A 26,212-nucleotide genomic window follows, 5' to 3' on the forward strand; every position below is an offset into this window, starting at 1 on the left:
GGTGCAGAGCCAGTCCGACATCTTCATCGCCGGCCGCAGCTTCACTGCGCACGAACTTGGCCTCTATTCAGAATCGCTGTTCGTCGCGCTGATCCTAACGGGTCGATTCCTGCCGCCCCTCAATGAAGTGGCGTTCCCGGCCTATGCCGAGCTTCTCAAGCAGGGGAAGCCGATTGGAGGCGCGTTCGTCTCTGGGGTGCAGATGATCATCCTGGTCACCGCCCCTCTATATATAGGCTTGAGCCTTACGGCGGGGCCGCTGGTCGAGACAGTGTTCGGACCCAAGTGGCTGGAGATGATTCCGATTCTCTCCGGCCTGGCCCTGGCGATGCCGGCGATGGCGTTGCAGATCGTGTGCTCACCGGCGACCAACGCGCTCGGCAATCCGCGGCCCTACCTCTACAGCAACATGGCAGGCGCGGTGATCATGCCGGCCTGCTTCATGGTCGGCGTGGCGGCAGGCGCGCAAGGGCTCGTTACCAGTTGGCAAGTCGCCGCGCCGCTGCTGCTCGCCTTCACCCTGGCCATGACCTTGCCCAGAATCGGCGTTCGGCTGATCGATCTGGCCAGAGCATTGCTTCCTGCGATCGTCGGATGCGCGCTCATGGCGCTGGCCGTCATCGTGCTCGCGCGCTTGATCGATCCGCTACCCGCGTTCGTGCGACTGGCCTTGCTCTCCGCTTTCGGGGGGACGGTCTATGGGGTCACGCTCTGGCTATTCTGGCCCGAAGTGGTGCGCCGCAATTGGGATATGATCGCCCGCAGCCGGACCCGCCAGACCGAGAGCTGAATCTGCGCCAGCAAGCCCAAGGCCGACAATTACAGGCCCGACTGATGATTCGCTTGGCACGCTTTGTGCTGAGTGGCTCGATATGGTATGGTGCTCAGGTCACTCGGTCTCCTTGACCGGGTTGGGGAGAGAGAATGGGCTGGCAACATCTAGCCGCTGCCGTAACGCTGGTCACTGGCCTGAGCGGAGCGTCCGCCCAGGATATCCCCGGCGATATCCCTGAAGTCGAGATCATCACCCTAGAGGACGAGCGCTACCGGCGCATGACCGTCCCGGTGACAATCGGCGAAAACGGGCCCTTCCAGTTCATGATCGACACGGGTGCGCAAGCGACCGTCGTGTCGCGCGACCTGGCCGACCGCCTGCAATTGTTCGACCGCGACGAGGCGACGCTGGTCGGCATGGCCAGCCGCCGGCAGGTCGAGACGACACCGATCGAGAACGTGAGACTCGGGAGCCGGAACTTCTTCATCGAGAACGCCCCGGTGATCGAAGGCGAGCACATCGGTGGTGCCGATGGGATCCTCGGACTGGACAGCCTGCAGAACCAGCGTGTGTTGATCGACTTCATCAAGAAAGAGATGTCGGTTGCCGATGCCGCACAGCTCGGCGGCAACCGGGGCTTCGAGATTATCGTCAAAGCTCGCAGCAAGCTTGGCCAACTGATCATCACCAACGCGCGCCTCGATGGTATACCGGTGGCGGTGATCATCGACACCGGCGCCCAAGGGAGCATCGGGAACCCGGCTCTTCAGGCGCGCATGCGCCGCGGGCGGCACCTGGGCGAGACTGAGCTGACCGACATCAATGGTGTGGCACTTGCAGGCACGATCCGCGTCGCGGGCGAGCTCGACCTGGGAAGGGCCAAGCTCTCGAACCTGGCGGTCATGTACGCGGACTCGCCGTCGTTCCATTCGCTCGGCCTGAGTGACAAGCCGGCATTGGTGCTCGGCATGTCGGAGCTAAAGCTGTTCAGGCGCGTGGCGATCGACTTCCAAACCCGCCGCGTCCTGTTCGACATACCGCGCGGCTCATAGAGCCAATAGCATTTGTTCATTGCCGCGGGCCGTCAGTGGCCCCACCTGATGCGCGATGAATAATTCGAACACCGCATCGGGAAATAACGCTTCGGAAGCGGCAAAAGACTGGGCCGGCTGGAACACTGTCCGCCGTTTCCTCCCTTACCTATGGCCGAAAGACCGCCCCGACCTGCGCTGGCGGATCGGCTGGGCGGGCTTCTTCGTGCTCATTGCCAAGATCGTCGTGCTGACGCTGCCGTTTGCTTATGCCGGCGCGATCGACGCGATGGCCGCACGCGGCGATGAGGCCATGTGGGTCGCGCTCGGCCTGGTCACGGCTTACGCCGCCGGGCGCCTGGCGACGGTGATCTTCGACAACCTCCGCAACATCATTTTCGAACGCGTCGGCCAGGATGCCGTGCGCCAGCTGACCGAGGATGTGTTCGCGCGGCTCCACGGGCTGTCGCTGCGCTTCCATCTGAGCCGCCGTACCGGCGAGGTGACCAAGATCGTCGAACGCGGGTCGAAGAGCATCAATACGATGGTCTACTTCCTGCTCTTCAACATTGCCCCGACCGCGGTCGAGATGGTGGTCGTGGCGGCCATCTTCTACGTCAAGTTCGGCTGGGAAGTGGTGCTGGCGACGGCAGTAACGGTTGCTTCCTATATCTGGGTGACGCGCGCGATCACCGAGTGGCGTACCAAGCTGCGCATGCAGATGAACGACCTCGACGGGCTGGCGCTGGCCCGCGCGGTCGACTCGCTGCTGAACTACGAGACGGTCAAATACTTCGGCGCCGAGAAGCGCGAACTGGAACGCTTCGGTTCGGCCACGCGCGCCTATGCCGAGGCCGCGATCAAGAGCGAGAACTCGCTCGGCCTGCTCAACATTGCCCAGGCCGTCATCATGAACCTGATGATGGGCGGCGCGATGGCCTTCACGGTCTGGGGCTGGCACGAGGGCAGGCTTAGCGTCGGCTCGCTGGTGCTGATCAACACCTACCTGATGCAGCTGTTCCGCCCGCTCGACATGCTTGGCTGGGTCTATCGCACCATCCGCCAGGGCCTGATCGACATGGCCCAGATGTTCCGCCTGATCGATACACAGATCGAAGTGAAGGACGTTCCGGGAGCTCCAGCGCTGGTCGTGCACCGTCCGACTGTGGCGTTCGACAACGTCGTCTTCGGTTACGAGCCCGACCGCGAGATCCTCCACGGCCTGAGCTTCGAAGTCCCGTCCGGTGAACACGTGGCGATCGTCGGTCCGTCCGGTGCCGGCAAATCGACCATCGGCCGTCTGCTATTCCGCTTCTACGACCCTTGGTCGGGCCGCATTCTCATCGACGGGCAGGATATTGCCGAAGTGACGCAGGAGAGCCTGCGCGCCCAGCTCGGCATCGTCCCGCAGGACAGCGTGCTGTTCAACGACACGATCGGCTACAATATCGCCTATGGCCGCGACGGGGCGAGCCAGGAGCTTGTGGCGGCCGCGGCCCGCGATGCGGCGATCCTGCCGTTCATCGAGATGCTGCCGCAGGGCTTCAACACCGAAGTCGGCGAACGCGGTCTCAAGCTTTCCGGTGGCGAGAAGCAGCGCGTCGCCATCGCCCGGACCTTGCTCAAGAACCCGCCGATCCTGCTGCTGGACGAAGCAACCAGTGCGCTCGATACCCGCACGGAGCAGGACATCCTGGCGACTCTGCACCGCGTGTCCGAACATCGCACCAGCATCGCGATCGCCCACCGGCTTTCGACCATTGCCGATGCCGATACGATCCTCGTGCTCGATCACGGCCGACTGGCCGAAAGCGGCTCGCACTCCGATCTCCTGCGGCTCGACGGACTCTATGCCGAGATGTGGAACCGCCAGCTCTCCGAGCGCGAGGAGGCACTGGAGGAAGCGGCGGAATGAGTGCTCAAATATGCTAAGGGAATCAGCGCAAGTTTGAGAAGAATCAACGACGCTGGCAGCAACAGGGACCATCGCATGGCCATGATCAGACTCCCCACTCTCGTCGTATCGGGCGCACTGGCGTTCGTGGCCGTAACCGCCGTTGCCCAGGATCCTACGATCACGAACGTGCGGATCGCGATGACCCAGAACGTCAATCCTTCGATGTTGGCGATCTGGGACGTCACCAACAACGCGATGGACGATGATGGCGCGCTCGACGCAGCCAAGATGGACGACGCGAAGTTCGACAGCCTCGTCTATTCCGCGGGACGTCTTGCCGAAGCCGGCAGGACGATGGCGACATGGCAAAGCCCGGTCGCCGCTGGCCCCAACAACCGGACCGTAAGTGAAGACCAGGTGTCGATGGACCACGTCCAGCACCAGCTTGGCGCCAATCCTGCCGGCTTCCGGGAGAAGGCCGTCGCCTTTGCCGAACATTCGGAGAAACTGGTCGCCGCAGCCAAGGCGCGCGACGTTACCGCCACAGGCAACCTGGTGAGCGAAATGGACGCTGTGTGCGAGGCTTGCCATGCGCAGTACTGGTACGGTGAATAGCTAGCTGGCCATCATCGCCCTGGCGTGGCAATCTGCGCCTGGGGGATAAATGGGCGCTCTACGCTGGATGGAGGAAACGCAGCTTTCCGCTTTCGTGCGGGAGGATTTCTACGCCTACTTCGTCCTGCTGATCTTCCACGCGCTGGGAATGGCCTTCCTGGTCGGCGGCGGAGTGGCGATCTCGTTGCGGGTTCTGGGTGTCGCATCGGGCGCGCGGCTGGAACGGTTTGCCGGGTTCGTTCCGTGGATGTGGGTGGGCGCGACGATGGCGGTCGTCTCGGGCCTCGGCCTGCTGGCGGGCTATCCAGCCAAGGCGCTCACCAACTGGATCTTCGCACTTAAGTTCGTCTGCCTGATCTCAGCGGCGCTGATGGTCCGCGCTATTGCCCGCGAGGTCTTCCCTGCGGCTGCCGCGGGTTCCCCTTTGCCGAGGAATGCCCGCCTGCTTGCCGCGGGTTCACTCGCGCTGTGGCTGGCTGGCGTCGCTTGCGGCAAGCTGCTGCTCTACACCAACACCATGCTGTTCACGACGGACCCATGACCGGGCTCCCGAACGATCCGATCTTCGATCCCGTCGGTATCGTCATCTGGGCGATCGACAGCGGCTTCTATGACCTGATGAACTCCGCGTGGGGATGGCCGATCGCGGAGATCGTCCACTTCTTCGGCATCTGCCTGCTGTTTGGCACAGTCGGGATGTTCGACCTGAGGATGATCGGCTTCGTTCGCGGGATCTCCCTGTCGGCGCTGCACCGACTGGTCCCGTTCGGCGTGTTCGGCTTCCTGCTTTGCGCTGCGACCGGCTTCCTTTTCGTTGTCTCCGCGCCCGACCAGTACATTTATAATCCGGCGTGGCAGCTGAAGATGGCTCTGCTCGGCCTTGCCGGCCTCAACATGGTGCTGTTCTACCTGACGACCTCGCGAAGGGTCGCCCTCCTTGGTCCAGACGATTCGCCACCGAACGCGGCAAGGGTATTTGCTGCCGTCTCCCTGCTGAGCTGGATGGGTATTATCACGGCAGGACGTGTAATCACCGCCTTCCGACCGCCTAGCTGGTTCTGGTGCGCGTGGTGCGGCTAAGGGTGTAGTCGCCGGTTCGACCGTTCGAGTTGGAAAGTCGAGATCCGCGAAGTTCGCGCTCCGGTGACACAATTTACTACACTTTTCGGATTGCAGTCCGCATGGGCATCCCCTCCACATGCCGAACGCAAATAGCGAGAATAGCGGCCTTATCACGTGAGTCGGCCTCAAGAACCGCGCGGACTTACAGACCGCAACCTGGCTGCTGGAGTCGCCCTTGTCGGCCAACTTCAGCCGGCGCTCCAACAACAGGACCGCGCCAGGATTGTCGATCTCGTTCGACAGCTCATCGAGCTCGGCGCGCCCCTCGGCGCACAGTGGGAATCGCTCGCGCAGATCGTAGCCGACAAGGGTGAGCTTCAACTCGCTCGCAAAGCTGTCGACTTATTCGTCGAAGCTTCCGGCCGAAGTGACCTCGCGCAGTACAAGAAAGTGGCCCTGCTCGGGCAGTGGGAGGCAACGGGCGAAGCGCGTGACTTGATGTGGTCACTACCAGACGACGCACCGAACTCGACGGCCAACGCCTACACCCGGGGCATGATCCTGCTCAATCTCGGCAAGACCGAGGAAGGTCGGGAATATCTCGATCGCGTAGTGAAGGCGCGACCCGACTTGGGGTCGCCATGGCTGATGCTGGCGACGTCGGCCGACCTCGCGCGCGAGGGGGAGCTTGCCGAACGCGTCATCGCTGCCGAGCCCGGCATGGAGGACGCCAGACCAGCAGAGCGAGCTCCCTATTTTTACGCGCTGGGCAAGACTTATGCCGACCGCGGCGATCATCCGCGCGCCTTCGCCGCCTTTGACCGTGGAGCCCGCGAGATGAAATCCGGGCAAAGCTACAGCCGCCAACAGGATCAGCTGCTCGCCCACCAAGCAATTGACGGTTTTGACGCCGAACGGATTGCCGCCGTTTCGCGCCTGCAGAGCGAGCCGACAGCCAAGACGATCTTCGTCACCGGCTTGCCGCGGTCGGGCACGACTTTGGTGCAGCAGATTCTGACCAGCCATAGCGCCGTCTCTGGGGGCGCGGAAATCAACCGGCAGGGCTTGTTGGCAATCGAGGTCGGCGGCGTGTCCTATTCCGCGCTCAAGACATACCTCGAGAAGGCGGACCCACCATCGGCGGCCCGGCTGTGGCATCACTGGATGGAGGAGCGCTTCCCGGGCGCCGGGCGTCTTGTCGACAAGACGATCGACGCCAGCCGCGTCCTGGGCTTGGTCGCCGCGCTACTCCCCGAAGCCCCGCTGATCTGGATGACGCGCGACCCGCTCGACCAGGCCTGGTCGTGTTTTCGCACCAACTTCTCCGCGGGCGCTATCCCGTGGAGCTATGACCAACAGGACATCGCGTTTCACTTTCAACTCGAGAACCAGTTGCGAACGCGATGGCAGAATATCCTGGGCGATCGGTTGCTGGTGGTTCCCTATGAAGCGCTGGTAGCGGACCCCGAGCCCTGGACCCGTCGCCTCATGACGCACTGTGGGCTGGACATCGAGCCGCAAGTGTTCGCGCCGCACAAGAATGAAGGACCGGTGGCGACGTCCAGCATGATGCAGGTCCGCCGCCCGATCAATCGCGACGGGATCGGTTCAGCCGACCCCTATCGCTCATTCCTCGAACCGTTCGTCGAAGCCTACTACGGCTAGAGCACGTACTTGCTGAGGTCGGCGTCCTGCGCGAGCACGGCCAGTCGCTCGCGGACATAGCCAGCGTCGATCACGACCGAATCGCCCTGGCGGTCCTCGGCCTCGAAGCTGAGATCCTCGAACAGCTTCTCCATCACCGTCTGCAAGCGCCGGGCACCGATGTTCTCGATGGTCTCGTTCACTTGCGCGGCAATGCGGGCGATTTCGCGGATCGCATCGGGCGTGACGTCGACGGTGACCTTTTCGGTCCCGAGCAACGCGCGGTACTGCTGGACAAGGTTCGCGCGGGTGTCCGACAGGATGGCAACGAAGTCCTCCTCGGTCAGCGCCTTCAGCTCAACACGAATCGGCAGGCGGCCCTGGAGTTCGGGCAGCATGTCCGAAGGCTTGGCGATGTGGAACGCGCCGCTGCCGATGAACAGCACGTGGTCGGTCTTCATCGGGCCATACTTGGTAGCGACCGTGGTACCCTCGATCAGCGGCAGCAGGTCGCGCTGCACACCCTCGCGGCTGACCGATCCGCCCCTGACGTCAGAGACGGCGATCTTGTCGATCTCGTCTAGGAAGACGATCCCGTTCGCTTCCGCATTGGCGAGCGCGACGCGGGCGACGTCGTCCTGGTCCATGCGCTTTTCAGCTTCCTCGTCGACCAGCTTGTCCCAGGCGTCGGGCACCTTGAGCTTGCGGCGCTTGAGGTTCTGCTTGCCGAACGCCTTGCCCATCATCTCGCTGAGATTGATCATGCCGACGTTGCCACCCATGCCGGGCAGCTCGAACGAGCTCTGCGGAGCATCCTCGACTTCGACCTCGACTTCGACGTCGTTCATCGCGTTCTCGACGATGCGCAGGCGAAAGCTCTCGCGCGTCGCCTCACTGGCATTTTCGCCGACAAGCGCCTTGAGCAGCCGGTCCATCGCCGCCTTGCTCGCCGATTCACGCACCGCCTCGCGCCGGCGGTCCTTTTCCAGCCGGATGGCCTCCTCTGCCAGGTCGCGGGCGATCTGCTCCACATCGCGGCCGACGTAGCCGACCTCGGTGAACTTGGTCGCTTCCACCTTCACGAAGGGAGCATCGGCCAACTTGGCCAGGCGCCGGCTGATCTCGGTCTTGCCGCAGCCCGTGGGCCCGATCATCAGGATGTTCTTCGGCGTCACCTCGTCGCGCAGTTCGGGTGAGAGGCGCTGGCGGCGCCAACGGTTGCGCAGCGCCACGGCGACTGCGCGCTTGGCTTCGGCCTGGCCGATGATGTGTTCGTCCAATGCCGCGACTATCGCCTTAGGGGTCAGGTGATCGTTCATTTGTTCCTCAGTCCCCCTCCCGCTTGCAGGAGGGGCTAGGTGTGGGTGAGTCTGAGGATGAGCAAGTGGGCCCATCCCCGGCCCCTCCGGCAAACGGGAGGGAAGCTAGATGGTTTCGACCGTCACGCGGTCATTGGTGAACACGCATATCTCGGCAGCGACCGCCATGGCCTTGCGGGCGATTGTTTCGGCATCGTCTTCATAGTCCGCGAGCGCGCGGGCGGCAGACAAGGCGTAGTTACCGCCCGATCCGATCGCAGCGATGCCGCCTTCGGGTTCGAGCACGTCGCCATTGCCGGTGAGCACCAGCAGCGTGTCCTTGTCGGCCACGATCATCAGCGCTTCGAGGTTGCGGAGATACTTGTCGGTCCGCCAGTCCTTGGCGAGCTCGACCGCCGCGCGCAGCAGCTGGCCGGAATATTGCTCGAGCTTCTTTTCGAGCCGTTCGAACAGGGTGAAGGCGTCGGCGGTGGCACCGGCGAAACCGGCGATGACCTTCCCGCCTTCGCCGATCCGGCGGACCTTGCGGGCGTTCGGCTTCATCACCGTGTTGCCCATGGAAATCTGGCCGTCACCGGCGATGACGGTCTTGCCGCCCCTGCTGACGCCAATGATGGTAGTGCCGTGCCACTGGATAAGGCCGTGGCGTCCCTCTCTATCGTCCATGGACGAAGATATGGGCGAGACCTGGCGGCGCTTCAAGCGAGCGCCGCTGTACTCGGCTCAGTTGTTGCCGCCGCCACCGCCGCCGGTGGCCGCGCCGCCCATGCCGACCTGGCCGATGTTGCCGAACAGGTCCTCAAGGAACCCGCGCTCGCGCCCGAGCGTCGGGGTCTTGGCATCGTCGGGGTTGAGATAAGCGACTTCGTCCAGCCCGCTGCGCTTCACTTCGATGACGTTACCGGTCTCGTCGAAACGGACGGCGGTCACCGAATGTTCGGCAATCCTCGGGGTGCCGAAAGGCTTCTGCATGGTGGTGCTGGAGATGTAGAACCACACCGGATCGCCGTACTCGCTCTGCAAGCTCGGCCGCCCCAGCGTGCGCTCAACCGACTGGCGGTTGTCGATGCCGGGTTGGACGGATTGCAGCAGCACCTCGTCGTTGAGGTAGCCGCGGTGCGTCGCGATCGAATTGATGCATCCACTCGTGAGCACGGATGCCCCCAGAATTATCCCGATGCGCCACTTACCCGCCATTCCTCGACTTCTCCGCTTCGGGTCACTATCTGGGCCGGAGCCTTACGGGCTCCCGCTTCGTCAAGCAATGGCGGGTGCGGCCGGCCCATTGAATAACCGCTGAACGAATGGCTTTAGTCCCCCATGTCCCTGCTCAAACGCTTCCTTCGCCCCGGATCCGATGCTCGCGAAGCGCTGCGCCCCTTGTGGCACCGCGTCGTCGAACTTTCGCGCGATCCGGTCCTCTATCGCGAGGACGGCGTGGCCGACACGGTGGCGGGACGGTTCGACATGATTGCGGCGATCCTGGCCATCGTGCTGCTGCGCCTTGAGCGTGACCGGGTCTTCGCCCGCGAATCGGCCTTGCTGACCGAATTGTTCGTGGCCGACATGGACGGCCAGTTGCGCGAGACGGGCGTGGGCGATCTGGTGGTCGGCAAGCACATGGGCAAGCTCATGTCCGTACTCGGAGGACGGATCGGCGCTTTTCGCGAGGCACTGAAGAGCGCCGAAGACTCCGCGCTGGCCGAGGCGCTGGCGCGCAATGTCACGCTGCTGGACGAGGACAGCCGGCCTGACGGCCTCGCGCGCCGGTTGCGTGGATTTTACGACAAGCTCTGCGCGCTCGACAGCAAGGTCCTTCTGTCCGGAGACATCGGCCTATGACCGCGCCCGAATTCTCTCGCCCCATCGACTTGCGGCACTTCGCCGAAGGAGCGATCGAGCTCGAGGCCAACGAGGAAGAGCGCAAGGCTGTCGCCCGGCGGTTTCTGCTGGTGGCGATCAAATCGCTTAAGGCCACGCTGGATCTTCGGGCTGACGGTCAGGCCATCAACGCCAACGGACGTCTGCACGCGTCGATCGTGCAGAGCTGCGCGATTTCTGGCGAAGACCTGCCGGTGACGATCGACGAGCCGCTGATCTTCCGCTTCGTTCCCGAAACGCCTGTCGATGAGGAAGAGCTGGAACTCGATGCCGGCGATCTCGACGAGATTGCTTACTCGGGTCAGTCGATCGACTTGGGCGAAGCCGTCGCGCAGAGCCTGGTGCTGGCGATTGATCCCTACGCCACCGGCCCCAACGCCGATCGCTTCCGCAAGGAAGCCGGGTTGCTGGACGAGGCCGCTGCCGGCCCGTTCGGGGCGCTCGCAGCGCTAAAGAAGCAGGACTAGCCCTCCCCCCTTGGGAGAGGGAACACCCAGCTCAGAACGGGATGTCGTCGTCGAGGTCGTCGCTGATGCCGCCGCCCGACGACGAGCCGCCGCCCTGGTTCCAGCTGGAGCCGCCGCTGCTGGCGCCGCCTGACGACGAACCGCCGCGGTCACCCCAGTCGCCACCGCCGCTGCGCTGACCACCACCACCGCCGCCGCCGCCTTGGGCGCCGTCGAGCATGGTCAGTACACCACCGATACCGCCAACCGAGACTTCGGTGGTGTAACGGTCGTTGCCGGACTGATCCTGCCACTTGCGGGTGCGCAGCTGGCCTTCGATGTAGACCTTGCTGCCCTTGCGCAGGAAACGCTCGGCCACGCCGACCAAGCCGTCGGACTGAAGCACGACGCTGTGCCACTCGGTCCGCTCCTTGCGCTCGCCGGTCTGCTTGTCTTTCCAGGTCTCAGACGTGGCGATGCGCAGGTTGGCGATGCGGCCGCCGTTCTGGAAGCTCTTCACTTCCGGGTCCTGACCCAGGTTCCCGATCAGAATGACCTTGTTGACGCTGCCTGCCATGAATTTTCCTCTGCCGAACTAGAGGCCAGCGGCAACCGCCAGCCAGTAGGTGATTCCGGCGAACACGTAGGCCAGCGCGAACAGATATCCCAGCATGAACATGGGCCATTTCCACCCATTCGTTTCGCGCCGGGCGACGGCGATGGTCGAGAGGCACTGCGGGGCGAACACGAACCAGGCGAGGAACGCGAGCGCGGTGGGCAGGGTCCAGCTGTTCTGCAGCTTCGGGATCAGGCCCTGGGCGGCGACATCTTCATCCTCGGCATTGACGGCGTAAGTCGTCGCGAGAGAGGCCACGGCCACTTCGCGCGCGGCCATCGCCGGGATCAGCGAGAGCGCAATCTCATGATTGAAACCGATCGGCCGGACGATAACCTCAAGCCCGCTGGCGATATGGCCGGCGATGCTCGCTTCGGACTGGCTTTGCCCCGGTTCGGCCTTGGGGAAGCTGAGCAGGACCCACAGCACCACGGTGACGGTGAAGATGATCGTGCCGGCGCGGCGCAGGAACACCCAGGCGCGCTGCCACAGGCCGATCGCGAGGTCGCGCAGCGGCGGCCACTGGTATTTCGGCAGCTCCATGATGAAGCCTGACGCGGAACCCTTGGTCACCGTACGACGCAGAACCAGGGCCGCGACCATCGCGCCGATGATCCCGGCGACGTAGAGCGCGAACAGCACCAGCCCTTGCAGACCGATGCCCCAGCCTATGGTGGTCGCGGGAATGAACGCACCGATGATCACCGCGTAGACCGGCAGGCGCGCCGAACAGGTCATCAGCGGGGCGATCAGGATGGTGGTCAGCCGGTCCTTGGGATCGGCGATCGCACGCGTCGCCATGATGCCGGGGATGGCGCAGGCGAAGCTCGAGAGCAGCGGGATGAAGCTGCGTCCGGAAAGCCCGACCGAAGCCATCAGCCGGTCCATGATGAAAGCCGCGCGGGCCATGTAGCCCGATTGCTCCATCACCAGGATGAAGGCGAACAGGATCACGATCTGCGGCAGGAACACCACCACCGAGCCAACGCCCGAGAGCACGCCCTGAGTCAGGAAGTCGCGGACCAAGCCGGATGCCATGTTCTGATTGGTGAAGTCGATCAGCGCGCTAACGCCACCGTCGAGTGCGTCGGCAAACGGAGTCGCCCAGGCGAACACCGCCTGGAAGATCACGAACAGCAGCGCGAACAGAATCGGCGGGCCGAGCCAGGGATGCAGCAGGACCTTGTCGAGGCTTGCGTGCAACCGGTGGACACCCGATTCGCTGAGGATCGCGCCATTCGCCATGTGGCGAGCCGTAAGGCGCCGCTCCTGTAGCGAAAGATGCTGGTGCGGATGCGAGCGCATGTCCTTGCCGGCCAGCGATTCGGCTTGGCCAACCGCTTCCAGCAGCGCATCGAGCCCACGCTTGCGCACCGCGACGGTCGGAACCACCGGGACACCGAGCGACTGCGCAAGCGCTGCCGGGTCGATCACCAGCCCGTCACGTTCGGCAAGGTCGATCATGTTGAGCGCGACGACCACGGGCCGTCCGAGCTCGATCAATTCCTGCGCGAAGACGAGGTGCTGTTCGAGGTTGGCGGCGTCGAGGACGATGATCAGGACATCGGGCTTGGCCTCGCCCGGAAACTCTCCGAGCACGACCCGGCGAGTCACTTCCTCGTCCGGGCTCGCCGCATCGAGTGCATAGCTGCCGGGGAGGTCGACCAGTTCGATCGGCTCTCCGGAAGGCAGGTACATCCGCCCGGCTTTCCGCTCCACGGTGACGCCGGGGTAGTTGGCGATCTTCTGGCGCGCGCCGGTCAGCGCGTTGAACAGCGCGCTCTTGCCCGAGTTGGGGTTGCCAACAAGCGCGGCGGTGAGTTGCCGGGTCATATCAGCTCCACCGTCATCGCGCGGGCATGGGCGCGGCGGATGGCCACGGTCATGCGGCCGATCAGCAGCGCGATCGGGTCACGGCCGGCAAAAATGCCGCGATGGGCCACCGCTACTCGGGCGCCCTCGTCGATGCCGAGAGCCTGCAGGCGCTTGGCTTCGTCGGGCGCGAGCGCAGCCCAATCGATGGAGACGATTTCGGCGCGGCGGCGCACCGGCAGGAGATCGAGAGTCATGCTGGAAGTCACCCAATGCGGGTGCCAGATGGCGGAGGTAATTGCAACTGGCTCGCAGTAAGAACTAGCGCGCCGGGTAGCGTAGCCTACCAAGGAACCGGGCGAAATCGAAGCCCTCACGGTCGCGGAACACCCGTGCCTTGGCCTTCTCGAATTTCATCACACCTTCGATTCGGCGATCGAGAAAAGCGCGCGTCTCCGCCTTGCCCTCGCTGGTGTCGTCAAGGAAAACGGCCAAAGTCGCCGTGTAGATCCCGGCCAGCAAGCCACGCTTGGTGTAATGATTGTAGTCGGTGGCCGTATCGCCTGCGAGGCGCCACATCTGGTCGGCGCTGTTCCAGCCGAGCTTCATAGTGCGCGCCAGGTTCTGGGGCATGGCCTGGATCGCCAGGGCCCGCCGCAACGCCTCTTCCTGCCCAGCCACCGCATCGAGGCGAAACTGGAGGAGAGTGCGAATTCGGTCGCGGATCTTGAGCCCGGTCAGATGCCCGTCAGCAAAGGCTGCCTGCATCTTGGCGTCGGTCGAGGCAATCCATGCGGCGATCATGTCCATCGCCCCGCCCGGAAAGGCGAGCCGCGCAACCGCGGGATCGACTCCCGCGCTGGCAGCTGCCTGCTCCAGCGCCTGATCGCCCCAACCGTCGAACACGGCAAGGCGGGCGATCTCCGGCGCGAGGTCGAGCCGCAACTCGTCGAGCGTGCGGTCGTCCGGCGCCATCGTCAGAGGCTCGGCCCGTAGGTCTGTCCGCTGCCCGTCCGGGCACCCACCGGTGCCTTGCTGCTTTCGATTTCTGCCAGCGTCGGGCTGTTGGCGCCGTCACTGCGGGCATAATCCCGCGCCGATCGGCCGGAGTTGTCCGCCCTGTCAGGATCGGCGCCAGCCTTGAGCAGGACGCGCATCATGTTGGTGTCCTTGCGGTGGACCGCCAGGATCAGCGGTGTTTCACCGGCATCGTTGGAGTTGTCGACTCGCGCCCCGCCCGCGACCAGTGCGTCCACGCCGTCAACGAAGCCCAGCTGGCTGGCCCGCATCAGCGGCGTCACGCCCTTGTTGTCGGCAGTATTGGGGTTGGCGCCGCGGTTGATGAGGTACCTGATCCAGGTCACGTCGCGCATGTCGACCACGATATGCAGCGCGGTGCGGCCATTGCTCAAGTCGCGTGAGTTGACGACTTGCGAGCCCGGCTTGCGCAGAAGCGCATCGACTTCGTTGGCGTTCTTGTCTTTCACCGCGTCGAGAAACTTGTAGCCGTCCGACTTAGTTTGCGCGGCAGCGGGGGCGCCCAAAGCCAGAATTGTCGCCATAACCACACTGACAGTCGAACGTCGTACGATACCCCGGGCCAAACCCGATCTCCTCGATCCAAATATGCGGACAGGCCGTCCGTCCTAGGGACTCTGGCCTTGCCGACCGGGCGTTAGCAGAGCATGAACATTGATGCCATGACCTGCCGTAGTACAATTGCCGCCACCTGTCTGTTGCTGTCCCTGATCCTGTCCGGATGTGGCAACTCCACCGCCTCTCCCGCTGCCGATGCGCCGCTTGCCGGAGCCCAGATCGGCGGACCGTTCGAACTCGTTGATACTCAGGGCAAGACCGTGCGCTGGAGCGATTTCGACGGCAAGTTTCGCATGGTCTATTTCGGCTATGCCTATTGCCCGGACATCTGCCCGTTCGACGTCCAGCGGATGATGAAGGGGTTCGAGCAGTTCAAGAAGGCTGAGCCAGAGCTCGCGGCGCAAGTCCAACCGCTGTTCATCACCATCGACCCATCTCGCGACACCCCCAAGGTGGTCGGCGAGTTCACCTCGGCCTTCTCCGACGATCTTATCGGCCTCACCGGCACGCAGGAGCAGATTGCCCAAGCCGCCAAGGCTTTTGCAGTCTATTATACCAAGGGCGAAGTGAGCGAGAGCGGCGGCTACCTGATGGATCACAGCCGCGCCGCTTTCCTGATGGGGCGGAAGGGTGAGCCGATCGCGCTTCTGCCGGTAGAAAAGGGTCCCAATGAAGTGGCCGCGGAACTGGAACGATGGGTGAGTTGAGAACCCGCTTCTGGGAACTCCCGCTCGAAGCGCTCAATCGCGATGAGTGGGAAGCGCTGTGTGACGGGTGCGGCCGCTGCTGCCTGCACAAGATCGAGGACGAGGAAACCGGCGACGTCATCGAGACCAACGTCGCCTGCCGCTTGCTTGATACCCAGACCGCTCGCTGCAGCGACTACAAGCACCGCAAGGCCTTCGTGCCGGACTGCCTGCGCCTGACGCCCAAGCTGGTCAAACAGGTGACCTGGCTGCCCGAGACTTGCGCCTATCGTCGCCGCGCCGAAGAGCGCCCCTTGCCTGACTGGCACTATCTGCTGACCGGCAGCCATGACGCGATGATCCGCGCCGGGGCCTGCGTCTCGGGAAGAGTGGTGAGCGAAGACGATGCCGGTCCGCTCGAGCATCATATCGTCGAATGGGAGGGCGGATGATCGACTGGCTGCGGCCGGAGCGCCAGGACCCGAAGGTGACGATCGGCGGGCAGGAAATTCCGCTCGCGATCCGCCGTCATGCTCGCGCCAAGCGCATGACGATGCGGCTGGCTCCTGATGGCAGCGAAGTGCGCATCACCATGCCGCAATGGGGCCGCACGATGGATGCACTGGTATTCGTCAAGAGCCGCGCCGACTGGCTCGAACGCCAGCTGGCCGCTGTGCCCGACTCGTGTCCCCCCGTGCCGGGCGGGACGCTGCTGTTCCGAGGGGAGCGGCTTGTTGTCGAATGGGAATCGAGCCTGCCGCGCAAACCTGCCGTTGCCGGCAACCGCCTGCGCCTGGGCGGACCGCAGGAAACGGTGACGGCCCGCGTCCGTCGCTGGCTCGAGACCGAGGCGCTCCGCCTGCTGAGCGAAGACCTCGCCCACTACTGCGCGCTCGCCGGACAGACGGTCCCGCAATTGCGGCTGTCGCGCGCCGTGCGGCGGTGGGGGAGCTGTTCGGGAGCCGGATGCATTCGCATCAACTGGCGGCTGGTCCAGGCCCCGGACGCGGTCCGTCGTTCGGTGGTGGCGCACGAGGTCGCGCACTTGGTCCATTTCGACCATTCGCCGGCCTTCCATGCTCTGCTCGGACGCCTGTTCGAGGGCGATCTGAAGGCCGCCGACCGCTGGCTCAAGTCGGAGGGCCGCGGCCTCTACGCCGCCCTGGGATAGGCTAACGCCGAATTAACCCTGTTTTGGCATGATCCGCGCCATGAGCCGACCTCGCCTGCTCTTTGGCGCGATCCTCGCACTTGGGTGCGCTGTGTCCGCAGCGGCCGGCGAAGACGCTTGCGCGACCTGCCTTGAGCTACCGCGTGCTGAACGCGACGAACAACCGCTCCGCATCGAGATCGAAAGCGGACTGCAATTCAGCCGACTTGCCCTCGCCGGCCAGGAAGACGGTGCGGCCGAGATCGACCCCCGGACTGGCGCCAAGCGCGTGGTCAACATGATCGACCTTGGCGGCATATCCTACCAGGCCCGCGCGACTGTCAGGGGGCAGCCACTGCGGCCGGTGCGGGTAGAACTGCCGGCCCGCGTCTTGCTGCGCAGTCCCAGCGGCGCCGAGGCCGAGCTGACCCACTTCGTGACCGACCTGCCGCCAGTAGCGATGCTCGACGAGAACGGTCTCCTGACTTTCAATTTCGGCGCCCGTATCTCGAGCCGGGCAGCGAGCGGTGGGGACTTTCGTGGGCGGATCGAGATCCACGTGGACTATTTTTAATCCGCCGGAAGAGCGTTCGGGGTGGCGATCCCGCGTGCAACGGCCTATCTAACCGGCATGAGCTACTGGCGAAAAGTGTCGCCACGGGGCGCGATCGGGGATCTGGTCGACCTTTGGCGACAGCCGACACCTTACCGCTGGCAAATCCTCGGCGTGGCCGTGGCGATGACGTTTACCATGATGGTGGTGTTCATTCCCGAAAGCCAGCGCGTCGAGCCCAAGCGGCCGAGCGTGACTTACATCACGACCTTCGATCCCAACCGGACCGAGGCAGAGATCATCGCCTCCAACATCGAGAACCAGAAGCGGCAGGACAAGCGCCGGGCCGAACTGGAAGCGCTCGCTGAGCGCAAGAAGGAGGCTTACAAGGCTCTCGGCCGTGCGACGGGCATCGATGTCGACGCGATGGAAGCCGACATCGAGCGTGAGAAGGCCGCGGAGAAGGCGGCCACCGACACTGCCGCGGCAAGGAACAAGGCCGCACCGGCGCAGGCTTCGGTTGAGCAGTAAGCAAGACGCACGCTGGCTGGCGGCCGCGGCCTCCCTGGCCGAGCGGGCACGCCCGCTAAGCCGCCCCAATCCCGCTGTCGGAGCTGTCGTCATTCGTGACGGGATCGTCATCGGCCGCGGCTGGACCCAGCCGGGTGGCCGCCCCCACGCCGAAGCCATAGCCCTTGAGCAAGCCGGGGTGAAGGCCCGCGGAGCGACGCTCTACGTCACTCTCGAACCCTGCGCGCACCAGTCCGATCGCGGCCCAGCCTGCGCCGACCTCGTCGCCGCCGCCGGCGTAGCGCGGGTGGTTGCCGGCGTGGTGGATCCCGACCAACGGACCTCCGGCGCCGGCCTCGAACGGCTCCGCGCGGCGGGGATCGACGCGACTTGCGCTGACGACGAAACCTGCCGTGAAAGCCTCGCCGGCTTCCTCATGCGCAAGACGCTCGACCGCCCGCACGTTACGTTGAAGCTTGCCATGTCGCTCGACGGCTGCATTGCCACGGCGTCGGGTGAGAGCCAGTGGATCACCGGCCCCGAAGCTCGCGCCCACGCCCACCGCGAGCGCGCTAGGGTCGACGCGATTCTGGTCGGCGGCGGCACCTTCCGCGCCGACGCCCCCAAGCTCGACGTGCGATTGCCTGGGTTAGAGGCTCGCAGTCCTGCGCGGCTGGCCTTGACCGGAGAGGAAGTGCCGGACGGCTGGCACTCGCTGATCGATCCGCAGGAAATCCGCGCGCTTGAGCCGGTACAGTATTTGCTCGTCGAAGGCGGTGCGGGCGCAGCAGCGTCATTCCTTGAGGCTGACCTGGTCGACCGGCTGATGATCTATCGCGGCCCTGTCCTGCTCGGTCCCGGTCTCCAGGCCATCGGCGATATCGGGCTCGAATCGCTGGCTGACGCCCACGCGCGTTGGCGCCATGTCGACAGGCGCCTGCTTGGCAGAGATACGCTCGACATCTATCAGCGGTCGCGCGAAGCAAGGGGCTGGATCGTCTAGATGTTTACAGGGATTGTTACCGCCATCGGCACTATCACCAAGGTCGAGCAACGCGGCGACCTGCACGTGACTATCGCCTGTCCTTACGACCCAGCCGGCATTTCGATCGGCGCGTCGATCGCCTGCTCGGGCGTGTGCCTGACCGTGGTCGACCGCGGCGGCGAGGCAGGCTCAGCCTGGTTCACGGTCGACGTCTCCGCCGAAACCGTCAGCCGCACCGCTCACGGCCTGTGGCACGCGGGGCGGCAAGTGAATCTCGAACAGTCGCTCAAGCTTGGCGACGAGATGGGCGGACACATCGTTTCGGGCCATGTCGATGCCGTGGGCAAGATCGCCGACTGGCAACCGGAAGGCGATTCGACTCGCCTGACGATCCGCGCGCCCGCCGAGCTCGCCCCGTTTATCGCGCCGAAGGGTTCGATCACGGTCGATGGGGTCTCTCTGACGGTCAACGAACTCGCCGACCGGCCCGATGGCTCGGTCGACTTCGGCCTCAATGTGATTCCGCATACGTCGGAGGTGACCACGCTCGGCCAGCTGGCGCAGGGTGCTACGGTGAACCTCGAGATCGATACGGTGGCGCGTTACCTGAAGCGGCTTGAGAGCTTGCGGGCGAACTGACGCTGAGCCCTCTCCCTTGGAGATGGCAAGTGACTAACCCGCCAACGGCCCTCGGGCAAAACTCTCGCGGGTAATCTCGAAGATCACGTGATTGACCGGTCGGCCGCCGCGCTCGACCACTTTGGTCTGCGCCGTCAGCTGCCCGCCGATGTTGGCCATGGCCTTGCGCGAGATGACATTGTCCTCGCCCACGGTGAAGACCACCCGCCCCACGCTCTCGAGCGCATGTTCGAGCATCAGCCGCTTGAACTCGGCGTTATAGCCGAGGCCCCAGTAAGGCCGTGCGATGAAGGACCAGCCGATCTCGACTTCGCCCTCCCCCGACGAATCGTAACCCTGGAAGCGGGATGAGCCGATGATCTCCCCGCTGGCCTTGTCGACGATTGCCAGCGCGCCGCCCTGGGCCAGAGCGTCGGCGAAGAACTCACGGAACACGGGCTCCTGCCAGCGGTCCGACGCCGGGTGGTGCGCCCACAGCAGCTTGTCGGCCGCGACGGCGAAGAGCGCGTCCCAGTCCTTCTTCTTCAGCGGCCGCAAGAACAGCCGCTCGCCTTCAAGGACCGGCTGCCGATCCATAGGGGGCTAGGCGGTTACCGAGGCAAGGGCAGCGATGAACTTGGGCAGGTTGCCCAGGGTCAGTCCCGCGACGTTGATGCGACCCGAACCAGCCATGTAGACCGCGTGATCCTCGCGCAGCGCCTGGATCTGCTCCTTGGTCAGCGGAAGCATGGCGAACATGCCCTGCTGGCGCGCGTAAGGCGTGAGGTCGAGGGTGCCGGCGCTCCCGGCCTGGCCGAGCGCCTCGCGCACCTGGCGGATGCGGGTGCGCATCTGGTCGAGTTCGTCGAGCCACTGGGCGGTGGTGGTCTTGTCTTCCAACACCAGCCGGACAGCAGCCGCGCCGTGATCAGGCGGCATCGACCAGGCAGCGCGTGCCAGCGCGTGGCCGTTGGAGAGCACGCGGCCGAGCTCCTCGCTGTCCTTGGCGTAAACATAGAGTGCGCCGACGCGGTCGCGGTAGAGGCCGAAGTTCTTGTCGCAGCTGTAGGCGATCAGCGCTTCGGGCACCGCTGCGATGACCACGCGCGCGCCGTAAGCGTCTTCTTCCAGCCCTTCGCCCAGGCCCTGATAGGCGAGGTCGACGATCGGCAGGACCTTGCTGTTGCCCAGCACCGCGGCGATCTCGTCCCACTGCGCGGGGGTGTAGTCGATGCCGGTCGGGTTGTGGCAGCAGCCGTGCAGCAGCACCGCATCGCCTTCGCCAGCGCCTGCAAGCGCGGCCTTGAGTGCGTCGAGATCGGCGGACCCATCGGCATTGGCGTGCTGGAACGTCACCAGCTCCAGGCCCAGATCGGCCAGGATCTGCGCGTGGTTCGGCCAGCTCGGCGTGCCCATGAGCACGCGGCTGATGCCCGAACGCTGCGCCAGCGCCGCGGCGAGGCGCACAGCGCCGGTTCCGCCGGGGGTCTGCATGCCGTCGATCCGGCCGCCGCGCGTGGGGTCGTCGCCCAAGATGTACGGCATCAGCGCGTGGACGAAGCCCATGTCGCCTTCGGGCCCGAGATAGGCTTTGGAATTCTGCTCGGCCACCAGCTTGGCTTCGGCCGCCTTGATCGCGCCGAACACCGGGGTGTCGCCCTGGCCGGTGCGATAGACGCCGACGCCGAGGTCGATCTTGTCGGCCCGCGGATCGGCATCATAGAGCTTGATCAGCGCGAGGAGCGCGTCGGGCGGCTGCTGAGTGAGTCTGTCGAGCATAGCGGCGCGCTCATGCCCATGCACAGGCGCGCCCGCAACCCTCAATTGACCGCTTTTTGAACCTCTGCCGGAACGGAAGTCAGAAAGGCAGCCAGCGCTGGTCCTTCGAGAACTTCATGTAGCCGGCGTTGACACCGAGCCGCAGGCCCGCCCCGACGCGGATCGGGATCAGTACGACATCGCCCTTGCGCATGTAGCTGGCGTTGAATCCACCCACGAAATAGGCCGCGCCCTCGCCGGCCGGATAACGCTCGTAGAGCTCTTCCGTGTCGTTGAGGTTGTAGACCAGCACGAAAGTGCTGCCGGCATTGGCGCCCGCGTCAAAGCCGATCGACGGCCCGGTCCAGTAAACCGGACGCTGGCCTTCGATCTTGTGGAACAAGGTCCCCGAGCCATAGCGCGCGCCAACGAAGAACGCGCCACCGGCTTCGCGGCCGACGATATAGCCGTTCGGCTCGCCCTGCTTCTTGAGGATGTCCTCGATCAGGCCCGCGAGCCCTTTGGCGCCTTTCCCGAATACGCCTTCGGCGGCGCCGATCAGGTCGTCTTCCTTGTAGGTATCGCTCGCCGAGGCGGAGTTGGCGGCCTGGACCGGCACCGTATTGGCGGCGGGATTGTTCGGCACGGTGCCTTGCTGCGGATAGGCCGGTTCCGAATTCCACGGTGCGGGCTCGGTCGGCACGCCGTCATAGGCTGGCGCTGGAGCAGCATCGTAAGAAGGCGCCGTGTCGTATGTCGGCGGCGAATTCAGATCGGCATCGATCGCGGAGTTCGGATCAATCGTCTGCATGCCTTGCGCGGCAAGCGGCGTTCCGGCGCAGGCGGTGGCGAGGCCAAGCACCGCGCCCAGCGCGTGCCGGCGGCAATAAGCGGCAATGGTGACCAGCATGGTGTCCCCCGATCCCGAAACGGGCGTGTACTGGCGTAGAAAGAGTCCTCCTCGCCTGAAGCGGCAATGAACGCGCGGCAGGGTGAGTCGGTTTTGCGGCGAATCGAGTCGATTACACACAATCGACAAGGGGCCCGGAAGCCCTCTTGCCGCAACACCGACCCCTCGTTATAGCGCCGCGCTCATCGCTAGCCGCGATCCGGAGACGTGGGTGAGTGGCTGAAACCAGCGGTTTGCTAAACCGCCATACCGGGATTACTGGTATCGAGGGTTCGAATCCCTCCGTCTCCGCCACCTTCCATTGATTTTATTGCCAATATTTCTGGAAGGGGGGCTTGTTCCCAAAATAGCTCCCCTAAAGGTCGTTAGCTGGGCGGTCGGGTGATGGCCCAGCGAAGGTTGCGCCTCGCTCGAATGGTGTTTGGCGGTCGCTTAGCGAATCGCTTCCATCCGCGTTCAGGCGCCAAAAGCGGACGGTCCGCTAACGACCCATTGCGGACATTTGAGGAAAGTGCGGAACGGGATACTTCGAGCCAGTCTACGCCTCGGCAGACAAAGCTCGTTTTGTCGAGGAGCGCCAGTCCATATCCTGGGTCAGTCTAATCGCCGTGCGCGAAAGTATGCCGGCGTAAATGGGGAACGAGAGCTGGAAATTGGCGAGCGTATCCACGTCCATGCGTCCGGCCATCGCTACCGCCGCCACTTGGACGATATCGACCGCGCGATCGCCGACCACGCTGCAGCCGATGATCTGGCGGGTCTCCGCGTCGGCGATGAGCTTGCAGAACCCAAACGTTCGGCCGTCTATGATCGTTCGCGTGGTCTCCGCGAACGTCGCCGTAGACGCCACTATTCTCTCGCTTTTTGCCGCTGTTGTTTCGATGTCTCCCACCCTGGCATACTCGGGATCGGTAAAGCTCCCGAGCGGGACCAAATGCCGCGCCGTCGGATGAGCTTCCGCGCCAAGTGCGGCCGAAGCGGCGACAAATCCCTCCTGGATCGCCTGGGGTACAAGCATGGCACCGCCGATTGCATCGCCCGCTGCGAAAATGTGCGGTGTGGACGTTCGCCCGACCTCGTCGACTTCGATGAAGCCTTGATGGAGTTCAATGCCGGCTGCCGATAATTGGAGTGCGTCGGCGTCTACACACCAACCGACTGCCGAGACGCCGAGGGCCGCGCTGCTGGACCTGGTTTCGTTACCGTGTCGGTAGGTCATCCGAATGCCGTCGCTAGCTGGCTCGAAGCCCTCAATGGCGCCGAAACCTTCACGCAGCACAATCCCCCGAGCGCGAAAGCCGGCTGCCACTTGAGCGGACACCTCGGGTTCTTCTGCGGGGAGGATCCGGTCTCCGGCCTCGAACAGTTCCACTTGCGTACCGAATGCCGCGAAGATCGACGCGACCTGGAGGCCGGTGGCCCCGCCGCCGATAACTATCATTGAGGGCGGAACCGAGGTCAGCGACAAGGCATCGCGGTGCGTTGCGAGCAGTCCGAAGCCGGGGACAGGTAGCGTGCGGTTCACGCCGCCTGTGCAAACGATGATCCGATCCGCTTCGAACCGCTGTCCTGCGTCCGTCTGGATTAGATGTGGGTCGACGAAATGGGTCGGCCCGGCATGCTCATGGATCGCCACCCCCGCCGCTTCGAGTTGCGGACGTAGCGCCGCGTGCTCGCGCACGTCGCGCACAATCTCGCCGATGCGTCCGAGAAGCGACGGATAGTCGAGCCGCGGTTCACCGACATTGATCCCGTAGAGCGGCATCTGTTGCGCTTCACGCATTAGGCGGGCGGCATGGGCCAGCGCGCGTACCGGAACTGGCCCGTCGGCCGCTGCCATGCCGCCGAAAGCACCACTGGTGACAAGGGTCGTGGGCGCGCCCAGTTCTGCAGCCCGCAAGGCCGCGAAAATTCCCGCAGGACCTGCTCCGAGGACGAGTACCCGATCGGACTTGCTAGGCATCGGGTCGCTTTGCAGCCAAGCCGCTCGGCATTAGGGCGAGGTTGCGCCAGAACCTCTCGAGGCTGTCGGTGCCACCGAAAAGTGTGGTGAAGTGGGTGGAATCCACCAGCACGATGTCGCCTGCGCGTTCGCCTTCGGGCGGCATCCACAGCACGACATTGAACTCGGTGTTCCCCGCCGCGCTGAACGGATGCGGGCGCTCCAGATCGATCGGTTGCCGGGCGAGCACGTGGATCCTCGTGCTGTCCGGTTCGGTCACCTCGTAGTGCGGCAAGTGCGGGTGGAAGTTCAGCGTGGGCACGCCTTCGAGCAGGCCGAGCAGGTCGGCCTCATGCGACACGGTCAGCGGCGCAATCCCGCCTTCAACTCGCGCAGGCCGCAAGCCCCACGTGTTGTGGACCGGCACACCGAGGGCCTGCATCAGGTCGCGAGTATAAGTCGTGAAGCGTTGCTGGCGCGGAACCAGCGCATCTCCGTGATGGAGATATTCCATCTGCCGCTGGTCGTTATCGTCGGTGAACCCGACGTCGTGGTGGGGCGCCAGGAGCAGGCAAGTCCCCTCGCGCCTCAGCCAATTGCGGATCGCTTCGATCTCGCCCGGCTCGGCGCGCTGATCGGCCGGCAGGTGGTCGAGCCCGAACACCATGAAGGTGTCGCAGTCATCAAGCACGCTTTCGTCGATCGGCTGCCGAAAGCCTGCTTGGTCGATGCGTTGGAACACGTGAACCGGGTGGCCGGTACATTCCTCGGCGACCCGCTGGAAGCTCAGCGCCGAAACGTGGAACAGCTCGAGCGTTCCGGCGATCCCCTGCAGGAAATGGTCCGCCGCGAACTCTGGCTTTTCATAGGCCGGCCACAAGACCCGGCGGACTTCTGTGATCGTTGAAAAGCGGTCCGCCATCAGCGCCGGATCCCGTTGCACTTCCCACGGATAGCTCCAGGTCCAATAGATGCTGATCCGCCGTTTCCCCGGGGTGTACGGACGTGAAACGATGGTCTGGTTGTAGGTCCGGGCTTGGGATGGCGAAGTCATCGGGCGGTCCTTCCAGTCAATGTTGCGGGCCTGCGTTCCCGAGCTGCGCCAGGTAATGGAGCGCCTTGATCCCAGGCATGAAGAAGTAGGCCCCGCCTCTCACCGAGGTGAACGCCGGCAAGCCGGTGATCTTCTTGCGGATCGGGCGCTTGGGGATCTTGTATTCGAGCGTGCCGTCCTGGTTGCCGATGATCGGGTCACGCTCGTTGCCCAGTTCGTGGAAGTTCTTGTCGTTGACCCAGACGTTCTGGGCGAACTCGAACTGACGGACCAAGCTCGCGCAGATGACGAAGGCGGCGATGCCCCGCTCAGTGCCATCGTCCGCTTGGCCCTCGGGCAGATGCGAGCCGTAAGTGGCGCCGCGCCGGATCATCCGTCGCCGGTTCATGTTGGCCGCAGTGTCGCGCGGGTTCATTCGCCGCATGTGCGAGCCGAGCGGTACCGCGTAGCCGTGCGGGTCCTCGGTCTTGTAGTTGAAGTCGTTGCACCGGTGCAGGTCGGCGCCGAGCTCGGGATCGTCCTTCTCAGGCGCGAGCGTCAGCGGGGCACCGCTGCGCCAGCGGCCCATCAGCTTTGCCGCGATCAATTCCTGCTCGTCGGGCGTTTCCCCATGTTCGGCGAGGAAAGCCCGAAACTTGCCGACATGCTCCTCGAGCCGGCGATAGGCCATGTAGGTACCGTTGCGAGAGAGTATCTCCGGCTGCGGCATCGGATAGGGCTGGCCGCTCTCGTCGGGATAGCCGAGGATGAACTCGCCTGCCTTCAGAGGTCCGCCGCAACCGTTGTAGGGAATGTCTTCGGTCCCCTCGATCACGGGCTGCGAAAGCCGGTCGCGGTAGCCGAAGTGGTCGTGGGCATAGTCGAACGGCGGAGTGGCCTCGAGGTGCAAGCTCGAGAGGACGCTGACCCCAGGAAGTCGATCCAGCAGCGCCTCGTGCTCGCGCTCGCAGCGGCCCCGGTCCTCGTCATCGCGGGCGAACAGGATCGCGATCGCGTGCAGACCCGAACTCGCGGTCCCATCCACCCAGTGCTCCGGGCTGTTCGCCCCGGTGTCGCCGAGCACTTCGGCCCGCGCCGCCATCCCCTGGCGAAACGCTTCGGGAAAGCTGTCCAGGGCTTCGGCTTCGACGCCCAGTGCTTTGAGGCCATTGCAAGTAAACGCGACCGTGACCCAGCGCCGATCTTCCTCACTCGTCCCGACCGTAGCCGCCGACTGCACGATCGGCAGGATCTCCTTGAGCCATTCCCGGCCGCTGTCTCCGTCCGCGAAAGACAGGAACACATAGCGGCCGGTGAGCGCCGGTGTTCGCGTAAGCAGGATGTGCTGGATGTCGCCGAGCTCGAGCATCCCG

At 64.5% G+C, this 26,212-nt stretch carries 30 protein-coding genes and 1 tRNA gene (1 of these 31 running past the window's edge); 17 read left to right on the forward strand and 14 right to left on the reverse strand.

Features of this window, described 5'->3' with window-relative positions; genetic code table 11:
* The 7 genes from ASD76_RS12435 to ASD76_RS12465 all read left to right on the forward strand — a co-directional run.
* Window positions 1-790: the 3' portion of a lipopolysaccharide biosynthesis protein gene (locus ASD76_RS12435; protein WP_055923364.1), read on the forward strand. The gene continues 701 nt to the left of window position 1, outside the view; 790 of the gene's 1,491 nt are visible here — the last part of the coding sequence; its start codon lies off the left edge, out of view; it ends in the stop codon at window positions 788-790.
* Between the two features lie 134 nt (window positions 791-924).
* The gene (locus ASD76_RS12440; protein WP_055923365.1) at window positions 925-1,827 is read left to right on the forward strand and encodes an aspartyl protease family protein; all 903 of its coding nucleotides are present in this window, start codon (window positions 925-927) and stop codon (window positions 1,825-1,827) included.
* 55 nt (window positions 1,828-1,882) lie between these two features.
* On the forward strand, window positions 1,883-3,721 hold the full coding sequence (locus tag ASD76_RS12445) for an ABCB family ABC transporter ATP-binding protein/permease (RefSeq protein WP_055923366.1): 1,839 nt from the start codon (window positions 1,883-1,885) through the stop codon (window positions 3,719-3,721).
* A 75-nt stretch (window positions 3,722-3,796) separates the two neighbouring features.
* A complete protein-coding gene (locus ASD76_RS12450; protein WP_055923367.1) occupies window positions 3,797-4,318 on the forward strand; it encodes a cytochrome c in 522 nt (173 codons plus the stop codon).
* Between the two features lie 49 nt (window positions 4,319-4,367).
* Window positions 4,368-4,859, forward strand: coding sequence for a hypothetical protein (locus ASD76_RS12455; RefSeq protein ID WP_156457712.1), 492 nt, complete (start codon window positions 4,368-4,370; stop codon window positions 4,857-4,859).
* On the forward strand, window positions 4,856-5,398 hold the full coding sequence (locus tag ASD76_RS12460) for a hypothetical protein (RefSeq protein WP_055923369.1): 543 nt from the start codon (window positions 4,856-4,858) through the stop codon (window positions 5,396-5,398). Before ASD76_RS12455 ends, ASD76_RS12460 begins: the two co-directional genes overlap by 4 nt.
* 156 nt (window positions 5,399-5,554) lie before the next feature.
* On the forward strand, window positions 5,555-7,045 hold the full coding sequence (locus ASD76_RS12465; RefSeq protein WP_055923370.1) for a tetratricopeptide repeat-containing sulfotransferase family protein: 1,491 nt from the start codon (window positions 5,555-5,557) through the stop codon (window positions 7,043-7,045).
* Here ASD76_RS12465 and hslU read toward each other — a convergent pair.
* The 3 genes from hslU to ASD76_RS12480 all read right to left on the reverse strand — a co-directional run bounded on the left by hslU (window position 7,042) and on the right by ASD76_RS12480 (window position 9,540).
* Entirely contained in the window at window positions 7,042-8,343 is a 1,302-nt protein-coding gene (gene hslU / locus ASD76_RS12470) for an ATP-dependent protease ATPase subunit HslU (RefSeq protein WP_055923371.1), read from the reverse strand. The genes ASD76_RS12465 and hslU overlap by 4 nt on opposite strands.
* Window positions 8,344-8,448: 105 nt before the next feature.
* Window positions 8,449-9,009, reverse strand: coding sequence for an ATP-dependent protease subunit HslV (gene hslV, locus ASD76_RS12475; RefSeq protein ID WP_055923373.1), 561 nt, complete (start codon window positions 9,007-9,009; stop codon window positions 8,449-8,451).
* Window positions 9,010-9,066: 57 nt separating this feature from the next.
* Window positions 9,067-9,540 (reverse strand): outer membrane protein assembly factor BamE, encoded by a 474-nt coding sequence (locus ASD76_RS12480; protein WP_055923375.1) that lies wholly within the window; start codon window positions 9,538-9,540, stop codon window positions 9,067-9,069.
* Between the two features lie 123 nt (window positions 9,541-9,663).
* Here ASD76_RS12480 and ASD76_RS12485 point away from each other — a divergent pair, with 123 nt between their 5' ends.
* Both ASD76_RS12485 and ASD76_RS12490 read left to right on the forward strand, forming a co-directional pair.
* Complete coding sequence (locus ASD76_RS12485) at window positions 9,664-10,185, forward strand: ubiquinol-cytochrome C chaperone family protein (protein ID WP_055923377.1); 522 nt, start codon at window positions 9,664-9,666, stop codon at window positions 10,183-10,185.
* On the forward strand, window positions 10,182-10,691 hold the full coding sequence (locus ASD76_RS12490) for a YceD family protein (RefSeq protein WP_055923379.1): 510 nt from the start codon (window positions 10,182-10,184) through the stop codon (window positions 10,689-10,691). Before ASD76_RS12485 ends, ASD76_RS12490 begins: the two co-directional genes overlap by 4 nt.
* Window positions 10,692-10,722: 31 nt before the next feature.
* Here the strand turns inward: ASD76_RS12490 and ssb are convergent, their stop codons facing one another.
* From ssb to ASD76_RS12515, 5 genes are all read right to left on the reverse strand, one after another.
* The gene (gene ssb / locus ASD76_RS12495) at window positions 10,723-11,247 is read right to left on the reverse strand and encodes a single-stranded DNA-binding protein (RefSeq protein WP_055923381.1); all 525 of its coding nucleotides are present in this window, start codon (window positions 11,245-11,247) and stop codon (window positions 10,723-10,725) included.
* 18 nt (window positions 11,248-11,265) lie between these two features.
* Window positions 11,266-13,119, reverse strand: coding sequence for a ferrous iron transporter B (feoB, locus tag ASD76_RS12500; RefSeq protein ID WP_055923383.1), 1,854 nt, complete (start codon window positions 13,117-13,119; stop codon window positions 11,266-11,268).
* Window positions 13,116-13,355, reverse strand: a complete 240-nt coding sequence (locus ASD76_RS12505) for a FeoA family protein (protein WP_055923384.1) — start codon at window positions 13,353-13,355, stop codon at window positions 13,116-13,118. The genes feoB and ASD76_RS12505 overlap by 4 nt, the downstream gene beginning before the upstream one ends.
* A 64-nt stretch (window positions 13,356-13,419) precedes the next feature.
* Window positions 13,420-14,073 carry a COQ9 family protein gene (locus ASD76_RS12510; RefSeq protein WP_055923386.1) on the reverse strand — a complete coding sequence of 218 codons (654 nt, stop codon included), beginning with the start codon at window positions 14,071-14,073 and terminating at the stop codon, window positions 13,420-13,422.
* A gap of 2 nt (window positions 14,074-14,075) precedes the next feature.
* Complete coding sequence (locus tag ASD76_RS12515) at window positions 14,076-14,660, reverse strand: ankyrin repeat domain-containing protein (protein WP_055923388.1); 585 nt, start codon at window positions 14,658-14,660, stop codon at window positions 14,076-14,078.
* Window positions 14,661-14,783: 123 nt separating this feature from the next.
* On the opposite strand from ASD76_RS12515, the gene ASD76_RS12520 reads away from it, so the two are divergent.
* From ASD76_RS12520 to ASD76_RS12550, 7 genes are read left to right on the forward strand one after another with little or no spacing between them, the layout of a single operon-like run.
* Window positions 14,784-15,401 carry an SCO family protein gene (locus tag ASD76_RS12520; RefSeq protein ID WP_055923390.1) on the forward strand — a complete coding sequence of 206 codons (618 nt, stop codon included), beginning with the start codon at window positions 14,784-14,786 and terminating at the stop codon, window positions 15,399-15,401.
* Complete coding sequence (locus ASD76_RS12525; RefSeq protein WP_055923392.1) at window positions 15,389-15,832, forward strand: YcgN family cysteine cluster protein; 444 nt, start codon at window positions 15,389-15,391, stop codon at window positions 15,830-15,832. The genes ASD76_RS12520 and ASD76_RS12525 overlap by 13 nt, the downstream gene beginning before the upstream one ends.
* Window positions 15,829-16,551, forward strand: coding sequence for a M48 family metallopeptidase (locus ASD76_RS12530; protein WP_055923394.1), 723 nt, complete (start codon window positions 15,829-15,831; stop codon window positions 16,549-16,551). The genes ASD76_RS12525 and ASD76_RS12530 overlap by 4 nt, the downstream gene beginning before the upstream one ends.
* A gap of 40 nt (window positions 16,552-16,591) precedes the next feature.
* The gene (locus ASD76_RS12535) at window positions 16,592-17,104 is read left to right on the forward strand and encodes a DUF4402 domain-containing protein (RefSeq protein ID WP_162249671.1); all 513 of its coding nucleotides are present in this window, start codon (window positions 16,592-16,594) and stop codon (window positions 17,102-17,104) included.
* A gap of 57 nt (window positions 17,105-17,161) precedes the next feature.
* Window positions 17,162-17,614, forward strand: a complete 453-nt coding sequence (locus ASD76_RS18350) for a hypothetical protein (RefSeq protein ID WP_156457713.1) — start codon at window positions 17,162-17,164, stop codon at window positions 17,612-17,614.
* Window positions 17,604-18,596, forward strand: a complete 993-nt coding sequence (gene ribD / locus ASD76_RS12545; protein WP_235506717.1) for a bifunctional diaminohydroxyphosphoribosylaminopyrimidine deaminase/5-amino-6-(5-phosphoribosylamino)uracil reductase RibD — start codon at window positions 17,604-17,606, stop codon at window positions 18,594-18,596. The genes ASD76_RS18350 and ribD overlap by 11 nt, the downstream gene beginning before the upstream one ends.
* Window positions 18,597-19,217 (forward strand): riboflavin synthase, encoded by a 621-nt coding sequence (locus ASD76_RS12550; RefSeq protein WP_055923401.1) that lies wholly within the window; start codon window positions 18,597-18,599, stop codon window positions 19,215-19,217.
* Window positions 19,218-19,250: 33 nt separating this feature from the next.
* Here ASD76_RS12550 and ASD76_RS12555 read toward each other — a convergent pair whose 3' ends face one another.
* From ASD76_RS12555 to ASD76_RS12565, 3 genes are all read right to left on the reverse strand, one after another.
* Window positions 19,251-19,793, reverse strand: coding sequence for a GNAT family N-acetyltransferase (locus ASD76_RS12555; protein ID WP_055923403.1), 543 nt, complete (start codon window positions 19,791-19,793; stop codon window positions 19,251-19,253).
* 6 nt (window positions 19,794-19,799) lie between these two features.
* Entirely contained in the window at window positions 19,800-20,975 is a 1,176-nt protein-coding gene (locus ASD76_RS12560) for an aromatic amino acid transaminase (RefSeq protein WP_055923405.1), read from the reverse strand.
* A 79-nt stretch (window positions 20,976-21,054) separates the two neighbouring features.
* Window positions 21,055-21,864: a DUF1134 domain-containing protein gene (locus ASD76_RS12565; protein WP_082553822.1), complete on the reverse strand. Its 810-nt coding sequence runs from the start codon at window positions 21,862-21,864 to the stop codon at window positions 21,055-21,057.
* Window positions 21,865-22,065: 201 nt separating this feature from the next.
* Between ASD76_RS12565 and ASD76_RS12570 the strand changes: the two genes are divergently transcribed.
* Window positions 22,066-22,158: transfer RNA gene (locus ASD76_RS12570), tRNA-Ser, on the forward strand.
* A 244-nt stretch (window positions 22,159-22,402) separates the two neighbouring features.
* On the opposite strand, the gene ASD76_RS12575 is transcribed toward ASD76_RS12570, so the two are convergent.
* Genes ASD76_RS12575 through ASD76_RS12585 form a run of 3 tightly spaced genes read right to left on the reverse strand, consistent with a single transcriptional unit; the run spans window position 22,403 to window position 26,208 of the window.
* Window positions 22,403-23,827, reverse strand: coding sequence for a dihydrolipoyl dehydrogenase family protein (locus tag ASD76_RS12575; protein ID WP_055923407.1), 1,425 nt, complete (start codon window positions 23,825-23,827; stop codon window positions 22,403-22,405).
* Window positions 23,820-24,860, reverse strand: coding sequence for a hypothetical protein (locus ASD76_RS12580; protein WP_055923409.1), 1,041 nt, complete (start codon window positions 24,858-24,860; stop codon window positions 23,820-23,822). The genes ASD76_RS12575 and ASD76_RS12580 overlap by 8 nt, the downstream gene beginning before the upstream one ends.
* A 16-nt stretch (window positions 24,861-24,876) precedes the next feature.
* Window positions 24,877-26,208, reverse strand: coding sequence for a Dyp-type peroxidase (locus ASD76_RS12585; RefSeq protein ID WP_055923413.1), 1,332 nt, complete (start codon window positions 26,206-26,208; stop codon window positions 24,877-24,879).
* Window positions 26,209-26,212 lie beyond the last annotated feature (4 nt).

Source organism: Altererythrobacter sp. Root672, assembly GCF_001427865.1.
In the GTDB taxonomy this organism is placed as follows: Bacteria; Pseudomonadota; Alphaproteobacteria; order Sphingomonadales; family Sphingomonadaceae; genus Croceibacterium_A.